The sequence below is a fragment of the Lentzea sp. NPDC006480 genome (assembly GCF_040611995.1).
Taxonomy (GTDB): Bacteria; Actinomycetota; Actinomycetes; order Mycobacteriales; family Pseudonocardiaceae; genus Lentzea.
Genome location: NZ_JBEXPJ010000039.1, coordinates 1 through 12,618 on the forward strand (window position 1 = coordinate 1; position 12,618 = coordinate 12,618).

Below are 12,618 nucleotides of genomic sequence, written 5' to 3' on the forward strand. Positions count from 1 at the left end.
GCTGGTCGGTCTCCCCCGCGTCCGTCGATCTCACCGGCGGCTCCGCGAAAGTCACCATCAAGCGCGACGGCGGGGCCCCCGCGTGACTTTCCGAAACAGGCTTTCTCGTCACGGTTGGGTGAACGCGGGCTGACCAGGGACGGAACAACCGTCCATTGAGGTGTCGCGGGTATCACGGTTCACGCTTCCGCACTAGGCCAGGACACCGGAAAGATGCTTACCATTCGCCCGTGACCACAACGGGTTACCTCGCTGTGTCGATCGGCGTCGCGCTCATCGGCGTGCTCGCCGGTTTCCTCATCGGCCGGTTCACCGCTCCTCGGACACCGAAGGCCCCGGAGGGCCTGACGGTCGCCGACCTGATGCAGCGGATCGTCCAGGACTCCCACGACGGCATCGTGGTGCTGAACCACTTCGGTGACGTCGTGCTCCACAACCCGAGAGCCGAAGAGCTCGGGGTCGTCCGCAACAACCGCGTCGACGACCGCGCGCGCAAGGCCGCGGAGGCCGTCCGCAACAGCAACGAGGTCGTCTACGTCGACATCTCGCCGCCGGAGGGCTCCAAGGGCCGCCAGCCCGCCGCGGTGCACGCCGAGGTCCGGCTGCTCACCGAGGGCTTCACGGTCGTGGACGCGAGCGACGAGTCCGAGGCCGTGCGACTGGAGAAGACGCGCCGCGACTTCGTGGCCAACGTCAGCCACGAGCTCAAGACCCCGGTCGGTGCCCTCGCCCTGCTCGCGGAGGCCGTGCTGGACGCGAGCGACGACCAGGACGAGGTCCGCCGGTTCAGCGCGAAGATCATGCAGGAGGCGACCCGCCTCGGCGTGCTCGTCACCGAGCTGATCGCGCTGTCCCGCCTGCAGGGCGCGGAGAAGCTGCCGGAGCTGTCCGACACCGAGATCGACGTCGTGATCAACGAGGCGCTCTCGCGGTCCAAGCTCGCCGCCGAGTCGGTCAACATCTCGATCACCACCGACGAGCCGAGCGGCTTCGTCGTGCCGGGCGACCGCTCGTTGCTGGTCACGGCACTCACGAACCTGCTGGACAACGCCGTCGCGTACTCGCCGCCGGGAAGCCCGGTGAGCGTCAGCCGCCGGCTGGTCGACGGGCACGTCGAGATCGCCGTCACCGACCGCGGCATCGGCATCGCGGAAGACCAGCAGGGACGGGTCTTCGAGCGGTTCTACCGCGTGGACAAGGCTCGATCGCGCGCGACCGGAGGCACCGGTCTCGGGCTCGCGATCGTCAAGCACGTCGCCGCCAACCACGGCGGTGAGGTGAAGCTGTGGAGCCTGCCAGGAACGGGGTCCACCTTCACGCTGCGGCTGCCGGCCGCGGCGGCCGAGCCCAACCCGACTCTCGTGCCGACTGGCGCGGGTGACTCAGGAGGAGAGCTGTGACCAGGGTGCTCATCGTGGAGGACGAGGAGTCCTTCGCCGATCCGCTCGCCTTCCTGCTGCGCAAGGAAGGGTTCACCGCGGCGCTCGCGGCCACCGGCCAGGAGGCGCTGGAGGAGTTCGACCGCAACGGTGCAGACATCGTGCTGCTCGACCTCATGCTCCCCGGCATGAGCGGCACGGACGTCTGCAAGCAGCTGCGGCAGCGCTCCGCCGTCCCCGTGATCATGGTGACCGCGCGCGACAGCGAGATCGACAAGGTCGTGGGCCTCGAACTGGGCGCCGACGACTACGTCACCAAGCCGTACTCGGCCCGTGAGCTCATCGCCCGCATCCGCGCGGTGCTGCGCCGCGGCGGCGAGTCCGAGGACCTGCTCCCGCAGATCCTGGAGGCCGGTCTGGTGCGGATGGACGTGGAGCGTCACGTCGTCACCGTCAGCGGCCAGGACATCAGCCTGCCGCTCAAGGAGTTCGACCTCCTCGAGTACCTGCTGCGCAACGTCGGCCGGGTGCTCACCCGCGGCCAGCTGATCGACCGCGTGTGGGGTGCGGACTACGTCGGTGACACGAAGACGCTGGACGTGCACGTCAAGCGGCTTCGCTCGAAGATCGAACCGGACCCGTCGGCCCCGCGGCACCTGGTGACCGTGAGGGGTCTCGGTTACAAGTTCGAGTCCTGACGGACACGACCAGGTACCGTTCCCGGCGTGCGCCTGGGCGTTCTCGACGTGGGGTCCAACACCGTCCACCTCTTGGTGGTGGACGCGCATCGTGGTGCCCACCCGATTCCGATGACGTCCGAGAAGACGATCCTGCGTCTCGCCGAGCAGCTCGACCCCAACGGGCAGCTGTCCAAGGCGGGCGCTGACCAGCTGGTCCGCGCGGTGGCCGGCGCCAAGGCGTCGGCCAAGAAGTCCGGCTGCGACGACCTGATGGCGTTCGCGACCTCGGCGGTGCGCGAGGCGGGCAACTCCTCGGAGGTGCTCGACCGGGTGCGCACCGAGACCGGGGTCGAGCTCAAGGTCCTGTCCGGCGAGGACGAGGCGAAGTACACCTTCCTCGCGGTCCGCCGCTGGTACGGCTGGTCCGCCGGCAAGCTGCTCAGCCTCGACATCGGCGGTGGCTCGCTGGAGCTCGCGATCGGTCGCGACGAGAACCCCGAGCTGGCGTTCTCCGTCCCGCTGGGCGCGGGCCGGTTGACTCGAACCCGGTTCAAGAAGGACCCGCCGCGGCGTTCGGAGGTCCGCGAGACCACCGAATGGCTCGCCGAGCAGCTCGCGCCCGTCGCGCGGAAGCTGAAACGCGCGGGTGAACCCGATCGGGTGGTTGCGACCTCCAAAACCTTCCGAACACTGGCGCGGCTCACCGGGGCCGCGCCATCGTCTGCCGGGCCCAGGGCACGTCGTGTGCTCACCGACGCGGGCCTGCGGCAGCTGATCGCGTTCATTTCCCGGATGTCGGCCCACGACCTGGCCGAGCTGGAAGGCGTGAGCACGTCTCGCGCGCATCAGCTCGTCGCGGGTGCGTTGGTCGCGGAGGCGACGATGCGAGCCCTGTCACTCACGCAGCTGGAGATTTGCCCCTGGGCACTCCGTGAGGGTGTCATCCTCAGGCGGCTGGATCACACTGATGGGACGGACCAGAGCGATACTGGACGTACTGGCCAGCACGGGGCACGGTGGAGTTGATGAGTCGAGAGAGCGGATCGGACCAGACGCAGCGCACTGTCGCTGAGCTGCTCGCCCAGTACGGGGGCAGCGCAGAGAGTGCGCCACGTCGGCGACGCCGCCGGGCGGCTGACGACGAGGACGACGTCCAGCAGCCGGAGACCGCGCCCCAGACGATCATCGAGCGGGTCCTGTCCGACAGCGGCCGGTTGATGGCGATCCGCGACGACGAGCAGGCGCCGACCGGCCGTCGCGCGGCTCCCGAACCTCCCGCCCCTCCCGTCGCGAAGCCTCCAGCCGGCCCCCCGCCCGCTGCCGAGCGCACCGCCTACCAGCCGAAACCGCAGGTGGCACCGCCCGCGCAACCGCCGCAGGTGCGCAGACCCGGGCCTGCCGCGACACCCGTCGCACCACCTGCCGCCGCCGCCGAGCAGACCCGGCAGGTGCCGCAGGTTCGCGACCAGGTCAGGGACCAGCCGTCGCGCCCCGACATGCCTCGTCCGGAGGCCGCCCGTCCCGAGGCGCCCTCGCGCTCGGACATGCCGCGCCCCGACGTGAGCTCGCGCCTGGACGCCGGTGCTCCGCCGGCGGCCCCGTCGCGCACGAACATCACCCGGCCGCCGAAGCCGGTGCCGCCGTCGGTGCAGATGCCGGTGCCGGTCCACAAGCCGGGTCCGCAGGGCCCGCCGCCGCGTGAGGCGATGACGGAGCAGCTCCCGCGCATCCCGGCCAAGGCACCGGTGGACCAGATCGCCGCGCTCGAGACCGAGTCCGTGCTGATCGTGCCGCCCGCCCCGCCGAAGCTGCCGGAGCCGTTGCCGGGCAACGTGCCCGACGCCTGGTTCGGCGATGACGAGGACGACGTCAAGACCGACCTGTCAATGGCGCCGATGGAGTCGACCGCGGCCCACCCCGGCCCGTACGTGGACGACGACTCGCAGGAGTACGCCGTCTACCGCGCGGACGACGACTACCTCTCCGACGACGAAGAGGACGAAGACGAGGGTCCGGCCGGTCTCGACGACGCCGACGAGGTCACGGAGGAGCCGGAGGAGGAGCCGAACCGCTCGCCCGCCAAGGAATGGCTGATCATGATCGGCCAGCTCGCCGTCGGCGTGCTCGGCGGCGCGGCCCTGTGGCTCGCCTTCAACTTCCTGTGGCGCTCCGCACCCGCGGCGGCACTCGTCGTGGCGCTTGCGGTTACCGTGGGCCTGGTGTTGCTGGTTCGCAAGATCCGCCGAGCGGACGACCTACAGACCACCGTCCTGGCCGTGCTCGTGGGCCTCATCGTGACCGTCTCACCAGCGGCGATGCTGCTGGTGAAGAGTTGACCGCGCGCATCCCGGTCGGGCTTTCCACGGCGTCGGTCTATCCGCAGCCCGCCGGAGCGGCGTTCGAGATCGCCGCCGATCTGGGCTACGACGGCGTCGAACTGATGGTGTGGGCCGACCCGGTGTCGCAGGACATCCGCGCGGTCGACCGCCTGTCGTCCCGATCGGGCCTGCCGGTGCTCGCCGTGCACGCCCCCTGTCTGCTGATCTCGCAACGGGTCTGGTCGCCGGACCCGGTCGAGCGCCTGCGCAAGTCGGTGCAGGCCGCTCAGGACCTGGGCGCCCCGACCGTCGTGCTGCACCCGCCGTTCCGGTGGCAGCGCAAGTACGCGGACGGGTTCGCTGACCTGGTGTCGTCACTCGAAGACGAGAGCGGCATCGCTATCGCCGTGGAGAACATGTTCCCCGTGCGCCGGCCGTTGGGCCGTGGGCGCTCGGTGCAGATGACGGCGTTCAAGCCCTCGATCGACCCGACCGACGTGGGCCACCGCAACTACACGCTGGACCTGTCGCACTCGGCCGCCGCGCACGTGGACGCGCTGGAGCTGGCCAAGCGGATGGGCGACGGGCTGCGGCACATCCACCTCGCCGACGGGTCCGGTGCGCCCAAGGACGAGCACATGGTGCCGGGGCGCGGCACCCAGCCGTGCGCGGAGCTGTGCGAGATGCTGGCGCGCGGCGGGTTCGACGGCCAGGTCGTGCTGGAGGTCAACACCCGGCGGGCGGCGACTCCGGCGGCGCGGCGGGAGATGCTGGCCGAGTCGTTGCTGTTCGCGCGGCTGCACCTGGACTGGTCCACCGAGGGCGGTTCCGGCAAGGGTCGTTCGGCACTGCCGCGGTGAGTCCGGGTTAGGGTTCGTGGTGTGAACCCGCTGCGAGCGTTGATCATGGCCGCGTCTCGCAACGAGACTGTCCGCCACCTCGTCGCCAACGCGCCCATCAGCCGAGATGTGGTCAAAAGATTCGTCGCGGGCGAGACCACCCGCGACGCCGTCGAGGTCGTGCGGGGCCTCGGCCTGCCGGTCACCCTCGACTACCTGGGCGAGGACACCGAGGACAAGGCGCAGGCGGAGAAGACCGTCCAGGCGTACCTGGAGCTGCTCGACGCCCTGCACGCCGCTGGGCTGTCCAACGACGCCGAAGTGAGCGTCAAGTTGTCCGCAGTTGGACAGTCGCTGGACGAGTCCCTCGCCCTGACGAATGCCAGCCGGATCTGTGCCGCGGCCGAGCAGTGCGGGACGACTGTGACGCTCGACATGGAGGACCACACCACCACGGACTCGACCTTGCGGGTGCTGCACGAGCTGCGGCGCAGCTGGCCGTGGGTGGGCGCGGTGCTGCAGACGTACCTGCACCGCACGCTCGACGACTGCAAGCAGCTCGCGGGGCCCGGCAGCAGGGTTCGCCTGGTCAAGGGGGCCTACGCGGAGCCGCCGGAGGTGGCGATCCAGGACCCCCACGAGGTCGATCTGAACTACGTGCGGTGCCTCAACGTTCTCCTCGCTGGAGAGGGTTATCCGATGTTCGCCACGCACGACCCGCGGCTGATCGAGATCATCGGCGAGCGGGCGCGCTGGTATGACAAAACTGACTTCGAGTACCAGATGCTCTACGGCATCCGGCCCGAGGAACAGCGGCGTCTGGGCACTCGGGTTTATGTCCCCTACGGCGAGCAGTGGTACGGATATCTCATGCGGCGACTAGCAGAACGGCCTGCCAACGTGACTTTCTTCTTGCGGTCGCTGGCCAGCCGCTCATGACCTTCACCAAGTCCAGCGCGGTCCGGTCGCTCGGTGACGGAACCTTCACGGCGTCCCTGCCCGCCGAGTGGACCGTCGGCCCCAAACCCCACGGCGGCTTCCTCCTCGCGGTGATGACGCGCGCGGCCTCCCAGGTCGCGGACGGCGAGCCGCTCGCGGTCTCTGCGCAGTTCCTCCGCGCGCCCGAAGTGGGTCCGGTGCTGGTCAGAACCGACATTCGCAAGGCAGGGCGGACGGCAACGGTCGTCGCGGTGTCGCTGGAGCAACGCGGCCAGGTGTGCGTCGAGGCCAGCGTCACCACGGGCCGGATTCCCGAGCACCGCGCCGACTACGCGAACCTGCCGTCGATCCCGGCCGCGCCGCCGCCCAGCGCGGTGGAGCTGGCGACGTTCCCGACCGGCGGCGTCTACAAGGTCGGCAACCTGTGCGACCTGCGGGTGGACCGGGAGTCCGCGAGCTTCCTCGACCGGCGCACGGACGGGCCGCTCACGCTGAAGCTGTGGGCCCGGCCGATCGACGAGCAGCCGGACCCGTACTTCGCGCTGCTCGCGGGCGACCTGTCGATGCCGGTGACGTTCAACCTCGGCCGGTTCGGGTGGTCGCCGACGGTGCAGCTGACGGCGTTGCTGCGGGCCAGGCCGGCGCCGGGGTGGCTGCGCATCCACGTGACCTGCCAGGCGGTGCACGGGCAGTGGTTCGACGAGGACGCCACCGTGATCGACTCGGCGGGCCGGCTGGTGTGTCAGGCGAGGCAGCTGGCGTTGACACCTGCGGTTTGAGCACTGTGTGAGACTTGACCGATGACGAAGATCGCGGTGCTCGGCGCGGGCAAGATCGGTGAGGCGCTGCTGTCCGGGCTTCTGCAGGGCGGTCGTGCGGCCGCCGATCTGATGTTCACCGAGAAGCACGAGGCCAGGGCTCGCTCGTTGACGGAGCAGTACGGCATCGAAGGCACGACGATCGCGGGCGCGGCCGCCGCGGCCGACGTGTTGGTCGTCGCGGTCAAGCCGCAGGACATCGAGCCGTTGCTCACCGAGCTCAAACCGGTGCTGCGCGCCGGCACGCTGATCGTCTCGCTGTGCGCGGGGCTGCCGACGTCCCTGTACGAGCGCAGGCTGCCTGCCGGCACCCCGGTCGTGCGGGTCATGCCGAACACGCCGATGGTCGTCGGTGAGGCCATGAGCGCGGTCTCCGGCGGCTCCAACGCCACGCCCGAGCACCTCAAGGTCGTCGAGGAGCTCCTCTCGACCGTGGGCAAGGTCGCAGTCGTGCCGGAGTCGCAGCAGGACGCGGTGACGGCTTTGTCCGGATCAGGTCCGGCCTACTTCTTCTTCCTGGTCGAGGCGATGATCGACGCGGGCATCCTGCTGGGCATCCCGCGCGACCTGGCGTCGACGTTGATCATCCAGTCCGCCGTGGGCGCCGCGACGATGCTCAACGAGGGCTCGTCGCACCCGGTCATCCTTCGTGAGGCGGTCACCTCACCTGCGGGAACGACCATCATGGCCATCCGCGAGCTGGAGCGGCACGGAGTCCGCGCGGCCCTGCTGGCCGCCATTGAAAGCGCGCGTGACCGCTCCGTCGAACTGGGCCGTCAGCACGAAGACTGAACAGTACGCGGGGAGCTTTCGTACTGCAGGACAGGACGCAAGGGCCCCGCGTGCTCCAAAAGCAGCACTGGTTGGACGTCGCAGGAGTCACACCAGTCCCGCTACTCTCAAGAGAGCACGTGCGTGTCGAACCGTCGGTGGGGAAGACCGACGGCACGACACGTGTCGAAGGATGCGGTGATACATGCCTGCGAAGGAGAACGAACGAACAGGTCTCGCTCAGGTCCAGTTCCTGACCGTGGCTGAAGTGGCCTCGATGATGCGGGTCTCGAAGATGACCGTGTACCGCTTGGTGCACTCCGGTGAGCTGCCCGCGGTGCGGGTCGGCAAGTCGTTCCGGGTGCCCGAGAAGGCGGTCCACGCCTACCTCGAGAACGCGTACTTCGACGCTGGCTGACGGTGGCTGAAGACTGGCGAACCCCAGCGGGTAGACTGGTAGGCCGATCGTGCTTACCGGCGCGCCGTGCTTGACACGGCCAAGGCTGGGGCGCGCCAGTCAAAGCAACGTCTAGAGCTAAGGATCCCGCATGGGCTCGGTCATCAAGAAGCGCCGCAAGCGCATGTCGAAGAAGAAGCACCGCAAGCTGCTGCGCAAGACCAGGGTTCAGCGTAGGAAGCGCGGCAAGTAAGCCCGCTTGCGCTCTCACCGCCGCTGGTTCCCTCCCGGGAGCCAGCGGCGGTTGCGTTTTCCAGGTGGTTGCGTCGGCACAAATATCACCCAGTGAGACGAGCCGCGTGAAACACGGGAACGGTCGCCGCCGATCGGGTGATTAGCCGGTAAAGCCTGCGTGACCTGCGTCAAGACGGCGTTCCGGCCCCCTCCGGTTTCCGATTGGGCTTGTAGCATCGACCAATCGCAACGCCCTTCTGCTTGGAGTCGCATGACGCCCAAGGTCGTCCTCGTCACCGGAGTCAGCCGCTTCCTCGGCGGCCATCTCGCCGCGCGGTTCGCCGCCAACCCGGACATCGAGCGCGTGCTCGGGGTGGACACCGAGCCGCCGCCACGTGATCTCCTGCGCAGGATGGGCAGGGCGGAGTTCGTCCGGGCGGACATCCGCAACCCGCTGATCAGCAAGGTCATCTCCACCGCGAACGTGGACACGGTCGTCCACGCCTCGGTCACCGCCAGCCCGGCCGGGCCCACCGGCCGCACGGTGATGAAGGAGATGAACGTCATCGGCACCATGCAGCTGCTGGCCGCGTGCCAGAAGTCGCCCAAGGTGCAGAAGCTCGTCGTGAAGTCCACCAGCGCCGTGTACGGGTCGAGCTCGCGCGACCCGGCGGTGTTCACCGAGGACATGGGCCCGAAGGACCTGCCGTCGTCCGGCTACGCCAAGGACGCCGTCGAGGTCGAGGGGTACGTGCGCGGGTTCGGCCGCCGCAGGCCGGACGTCAACGTCACCACGCTGCGCTTCACGAACTTCATCGGGCCGCGCATCGACACCGTGCTGACGCGTTACTTCGCGCTCCCGGTGGTACCCACGGTGCTGGGCTACGACGCTCGCGTGCAGCTGCTGCACTCCGAGGACGCGCTCGCTGTCCTCGAACGCGCGACGCTGCACGACCTGCCCGGTGTGTACAACGTGGGCGGCGACGGCGTGCTGCTGTTGTCACAGGCCATTCGCCGGGCGGGCAGGCTGAACCTGCCGGTGCCCAGCGCGGCTGTGCCCACGGTCGGCGGCTTCTTCCGGAGCGCCCGGCTCGTCGACTTCTCGCCTGACCAGATGAGGTTCCTCAACTGGGGGCGCGTGGTCGACACCACCCTGCTGCGCAAGGAGTTCGGTTTCACGCCGCGGTGGACCACCCAGCAGGCGTTCGACGACTACGTGAACGGCCGAGGTCTCAAGCCGTTCATCGACCCAGAGACGATCGAGGCTGCGGAACGGGGAATCCTCGACGCAGCCGCTCGTTTCCGCTGATCTTTGCCTTTGAGGAGATGAACGCAGTGGCAGGAGCACGCGTTATCCCGCTGCACGACCCGGAGCGCGACGCCGCGCGCAGATCGCGCCACGTCGAGGTGGTTCCCGAGCCCGAGCAGCAGCAGTCCGCGACACCGGACTGGGAACGCAGGCTGGCCGACCTGCTGTCGTTCGCGCGCAGGCGGATCGCGGGCGACTACCAGATCGACGAGTTCGGTTTCGACCGCGACCTCACCGAGAACGTCTTGATGCCGCCGCTCAAGCCGCTCTACGAGAAGTGGTTCCGGGTCGAGACGATCGGGCTGTCCAACATCCCGACGGCCGGCGGCGCGCTGATCGTGGCGAACCACTCCGGCACGTTGCCGCTCGACGCCCTGATGACGTCCTACGGCATCGCGTCCGAGCACCCGGCCCAGCGCCACATGCGCATGCTGGGTGCAGACCTCGTGTTCCGCACGCCGTTGCTCGGTGCGCTGGCCCGCAAGTCCGGCCAGACCCTGGCCTGCAACCCGGACGCCGAGCGCCTGCTGTCGAACGGCGAGCTCGTCGGCGTGTGGCCGGAGGGCTTCAAGGGCATCGGCAAGCCGTTCAAGGACCGCTACAAGCTGCAGCGCTTCGGGCGCGGTGGCTTCGTCGCCGCAGCGCTGAAGACCGGCACGCCGATCATCCCGTGCTCGATCGTGGGCGCCGAGGAGATCTACCCGATGATCGGCGACATCAAGGCCCTCGCGCGGCTGTTCGGCTTCCCGTACTTCCCGGTGACGCCGTTCTTCCCGCTGCTCGGCCCGCTCGGCGCCATCCCGCTGCCGTCGAAGTGGTACATCGAGTTCGGCGAGCCGATCCGCACCGACGTCTTCGGCGAGAACCCGGCCGACGACCCGATGCTGGTCTTCAACCTCACCGACCAGGTCCGCGAGACGATCCAGCAGACCCTCTACCGGCTTTTGACGCAGCGCCGGAACGTGTTCCTGGGCTAGATCAGGGCCTGCACCTCGGCGTAGCTGAACGCTTCCGGCACACCACCGTCGCGAACGGCCCTCGCGGTCGCGACGGTGTGCTGGAGCGCCGCCCGGAACAGCAACGACCCGGTGCTGATCCTCTTGACGCCCAGGTTCCCGAGCTCCTTCGGCGTGCGTTGCTGGGCGAGCACGTTGAGCGGCGCCAGGTTCGCGAGCTTCTCGATGTCGCGCGGCTCGGTCAGCCCGGGGACGAAGATCCCGTCGGCTCCGGCGTCCACGTAGGCCTTGGCGCGTGCTTCGGTCTCCTCGATCGCGACGCCCTGCCAGTGGGTGTCGATGCGGGCGTTCAGGAACACTCCGGGCGCGCGTTCCTTGACCCTGCTGATGAGCAGGGCCTGTTCCTCCGGTGACGCCAGCCCGTGCGGGCGGCCGTCCTCCAGGTTCACGCCAGCCGCGTCCAGTCCCGCGACCAGTTCGGCCGGGTCCAGGCCGAACCCTGACTCCAGGTCGACGGTGACCGGGCAGGGCAGGTCCTTCAGGAGCGCGGCCAGTGCGATCGCCTGCTTCCCGGCCAGTCCCATGCCGTCCGGAATGCCGTGCGCGGCGGCGACTCCGAGGCTCGTCGTGCCGATGGCGGTGAAGCCCGCGGCGTGCAGGGCGGCAGCGGAGGTGTAGTCCCACGCGTTGGGGAGCACCAGCGGCTCGTCCTGGAAGTGCATGGCCCGGAACGCCATGTTCTTGGCGATCTTCGTGGCCAGCGCCCGCCCGGGACAGGCGTGGGGGCCGTGGCCGAACGGGTGCGCTTCGAGGCTGACCTCGATCACACCGTCCTGGGTGGCCCTGCGCGTGATCGGAACGGGCGGCCCGGGGTTCCCGGTGCGGAGGTGCTCGGCGAACGCGTTGGTGGCCGCCCAGGCCTGCACGAGCAGACCGATCCGAGCCGCCGTCTCCTCGTCGTGGTCGCCCGCGAGCCGTTCGGCCGCCGCGTCCGCCTCGGCCGTGATCGGCACGTGCGGCTGGTAGCAGGGCGCGATCTTGGCGATGTCGTCGAGCGCTTCGGGCAGGTTCAGCGCTTGGGCCAGCTCTTCGAGCGTGGTGGCGCGGACGTTCTCCAGGAGCTTGGTCGTGAGCGCGCGCCTGCGTTCGTGCTCGGCGCCATTGCTGAAACGGACGACATTGGCTCGCAGCCACGCCACACCGCGATCGGCGGCGGGCACGGACGGGACGGGAAGGCTCAGCAGCTCTTCGGTCATGGCGTCGACGCTAGGGCGGGAACGTTTCGGCGCGGGCCGAAGCGTCGGGGTCGCAGAATGGTTCGCATGGAGGCTCTGGCCCAGGTAGCCGCACTGCTGGCGGACAAGACGCGAGCGGCGTTCTGCGGTGCCCTGCTGGACGGCAGAGCGTGGACCGCCACCGAACTGGCCCAGGTGGCCCGCGTGGCCCCGTCAACCGCCAGCGAGCACCTCACGCGCCTGATCGAGGGCGGCCTGCTCGTCGAACACCGCCAGGGCCGCCACCGGTACGTCTCTCTCGCGGGCCCGCACGTCGCGGAGCTGCTGGAGATGATGACGGCCTTCGCGGGCCCAGGTCCTTCTCCTCGCGGTCTGCGCGCGACGTCGGCTTCGGAAGCGATGGCCCGCGGCCGCACCTGCTACGACCACCTGGCCGGGAAGCTCGGCATCGCCCTGAAGGCCGGCCTGCTGGAGCTGGGCGTGGTGACCTCCGAACTGGCCATCACCCCGTCCGGCCTGGTCTGGCTGAAGGAACTGGGCTTCGAACCCTCTCAGCGCCAGGTGAGCCGAGCTTGCCTGGACTGGACCGAACGCGTTCCGCACTTGGCGGGGGCCGCCGGGGCGCACCTCTGCGACGTGTTCTTCACTCGCGGCTGGACCAAGCGCATCGGCACCACTCGTGCGGTCGTGCTCACACCAGCAGGCGAGCAGGGCTGGCGTGAGCTCGGCCTCTCCGGCTAGTG

Annotated in this window: 14 protein-coding genes; 13 read left to right on the forward strand and 1 reads right to left on the reverse strand. The window is 69.4% G+C overall.

Annotated elements, in window-relative coordinates; translation table 11 throughout:
• The first annotated feature begins 230 nt into the window (after positions 1 to 230).
• The 12 genes from ABZX92_RS17730 to ABZX92_RS17785 all read left to right on the forward strand — a co-directional run bounded on the left by ABZX92_RS17730 (position 231) and on the right by ABZX92_RS17785 (position 10,661).
• Positions 231 to 1,400 (forward strand): ATP-binding protein, encoded by a 1,170-nt coding sequence (locus ABZX92_RS17730; RefSeq protein ID WP_355560018.1) that lies wholly within the window; start codon positions 231 to 233, stop codon positions 1,398 to 1,400.
• Positions 1,397 to 2,077, forward strand: a complete 681-nt coding sequence (locus tag ABZX92_RS17735) for a response regulator transcription factor (RefSeq protein WP_355560021.1) — start codon at positions 1,397 to 1,399, stop codon at positions 2,075 to 2,077. Before ABZX92_RS17730 ends, ABZX92_RS17735 begins: the two co-directional genes overlap by 4 nt.
• Positions 2,078 to 2,104: 27 nt before the next feature.
• Entirely contained in the window at positions 2,105 to 3,085 is a 981-nt protein-coding gene (locus ABZX92_RS17740; RefSeq protein WP_355560023.1) for a Ppx/GppA phosphatase family protein, read from the forward strand.
• A complete protein-coding gene (locus ABZX92_RS17745) occupies positions 3,085 to 4,395 on the forward strand; it encodes a hypothetical protein (protein ID WP_355560026.1) in 1,311 nt (436 codons plus the stop codon). Before ABZX92_RS17740 ends, ABZX92_RS17745 begins: the two co-directional genes overlap by 1 nt.
• A complete protein-coding gene (locus ABZX92_RS17750; RefSeq protein ID WP_355560028.1) occupies positions 4,392 to 5,237 on the forward strand; it encodes a sugar phosphate isomerase/epimerase family protein in 846 nt (281 codons plus the stop codon). The genes ABZX92_RS17745 and ABZX92_RS17750 overlap by 4 nt, the downstream gene beginning before the upstream one ends.
• Before the next feature lie 21 nt (positions 5,238 to 5,258).
• On the forward strand, positions 5,259 to 6,155 hold the full coding sequence (locus tag ABZX92_RS17755) for a proline dehydrogenase family protein (RefSeq protein ID WP_355560031.1): 897 nt from the start codon (positions 5,259 to 5,261) through the stop codon (positions 6,153 to 6,155).
• The gene (locus ABZX92_RS17760; RefSeq protein ID WP_355560033.1) at positions 6,152 to 6,934 is read left to right on the forward strand and encodes a thioesterase family protein; all 783 of its coding nucleotides are present in this window, start codon (positions 6,152 to 6,154) and stop codon (positions 6,932 to 6,934) included. The genes ABZX92_RS17755 and ABZX92_RS17760 overlap by 4 nt, the downstream gene beginning before the upstream one ends.
• A gap of 21 nt (positions 6,935 to 6,955) precedes the next feature.
• The gene (proC, locus tag ABZX92_RS17765; RefSeq protein WP_355560036.1) at positions 6,956 to 7,765 is read left to right on the forward strand and encodes a pyrroline-5-carboxylate reductase; all 810 of its coding nucleotides are present in this window, start codon (positions 6,956 to 6,958) and stop codon (positions 7,763 to 7,765) included.
• 184 nt (positions 7,766 to 7,949) lie between these two features.
• Positions 7,950 to 8,162 (forward strand): helix-turn-helix domain-containing protein, encoded by a 213-nt coding sequence (locus ABZX92_RS17770; RefSeq protein ID WP_030477960.1) that lies wholly within the window; start codon positions 7,950 to 7,952, stop codon positions 8,160 to 8,162.
• Positions 8,163 to 8,292: 130 nt separating this feature from the next.
• Complete coding sequence (locus tag ABZX92_RS17775) at positions 8,293 to 8,394, forward strand: AURKAIP1/COX24 domain-containing protein (protein WP_015105422.1); 102 nt, start codon at positions 8,293 to 8,295, stop codon at positions 8,392 to 8,394.
• 252 nt (positions 8,395 to 8,646) lie between these two features.
• Positions 8,647 to 9,684: an NAD-dependent epimerase/dehydratase family protein gene (locus ABZX92_RS17780; RefSeq protein ID WP_355560039.1), complete on the forward strand. Its 1,038-nt coding sequence runs from the start codon at positions 8,647 to 8,649 to the stop codon at positions 9,682 to 9,684.
• 17 nt (positions 9,685 to 9,701) lie between these two features.
• Positions 9,702 to 10,661, forward strand: coding sequence for a lysophospholipid acyltransferase family protein (locus ABZX92_RS17785; RefSeq protein ID WP_355560042.1), 960 nt, complete (start codon positions 9,702 to 9,704; stop codon positions 10,659 to 10,661).
• On the opposite strand, the gene ABZX92_RS17790 is transcribed toward ABZX92_RS17785, so the two are convergent.
• On the reverse strand, positions 10,658 to 11,896 hold the full coding sequence (locus ABZX92_RS17790; RefSeq protein WP_355560045.1) for an isocitrate lyase/phosphoenolpyruvate mutase family protein: 1,239 nt from the start codon (positions 11,894 to 11,896) through the stop codon (positions 10,658 to 10,660). The genes ABZX92_RS17785 and ABZX92_RS17790 overlap by 4 nt on opposite strands.
• Before the next feature lie 66 nt (positions 11,897 to 11,962).
• On the opposite strand from ABZX92_RS17790, the gene ABZX92_RS17795 reads away from it, so the two are divergent.
• On the forward strand, positions 11,963 to 12,616 hold the full coding sequence (locus ABZX92_RS17795; protein WP_355560047.1) for a winged helix-turn-helix domain-containing protein: 654 nt from the start codon (positions 11,963 to 11,965) through the stop codon (positions 12,614 to 12,616).
• Positions 12,617 to 12,618 lie beyond the last annotated feature (2 nt).

Excerpts from the sequence above, each read along its gene's own strand:
- ABZX92_RS17790 (WP_355560045.1), bottom strand. The coding sequence starts at position 11,896 with ATGACCGAAGAGCTGCTGAGCCTTCCCGTCCCGTCCGTGCCCGCCGCC.
- ABZX92_RS17775 (WP_015105422.1), top strand. The coding sequence starts at position 8,293 with ATGGGCTCGGTCATCAAGAAGCGCCGCAAGCGCATGTCGAAGAAGAAG.
- ABZX92_RS17795 (WP_355560047.1), top strand. The coding sequence starts at position 11,963 with ATGGAGGCTCTGGCCCAGGTAGCCGCACTGCTGGCGGACAAGACGCGA.
- ABZX92_RS17745 (WP_355560026.1), top strand. The coding sequence starts at position 3,085 with ATGAGTCGAGAGAGCGGATCGGACCAGACGCAGCGCACTGTCGCTGAG.
- ABZX92_RS17760 (WP_355560033.1), top strand. The coding sequence starts at position 6,152 with ATGACCTTCACCAAGTCCAGCGCGGTCCGGTCGCTCGGTGACGGAACC.
- ABZX92_RS17770 (WP_030477960.1), top strand. The coding sequence starts at position 7,950 with ATGCCTGCGAAGGAGAACGAACGAACAGGTCTCGCTCAGGTCCAGTTC.
- ABZX92_RS17785 (WP_355560042.1), top strand. The coding sequence starts at position 9,702 with ATGAACGCAGTGGCAGGAGCACGCGTTATCCCGCTGCACGACCCGGAG.
- proC (WP_355560036.1), top strand. The coding sequence starts at position 6,956 with ATGACGAAGATCGCGGTGCTCGGCGCGGGCAAGATCGGTGAGGCGCTG.
- ABZX92_RS17780 (WP_355560039.1), top strand. The coding sequence starts at position 8,647 with ATGACGCCCAAGGTCGTCCTCGTCACCGGAGTCAGCCGCTTCCTCGGC.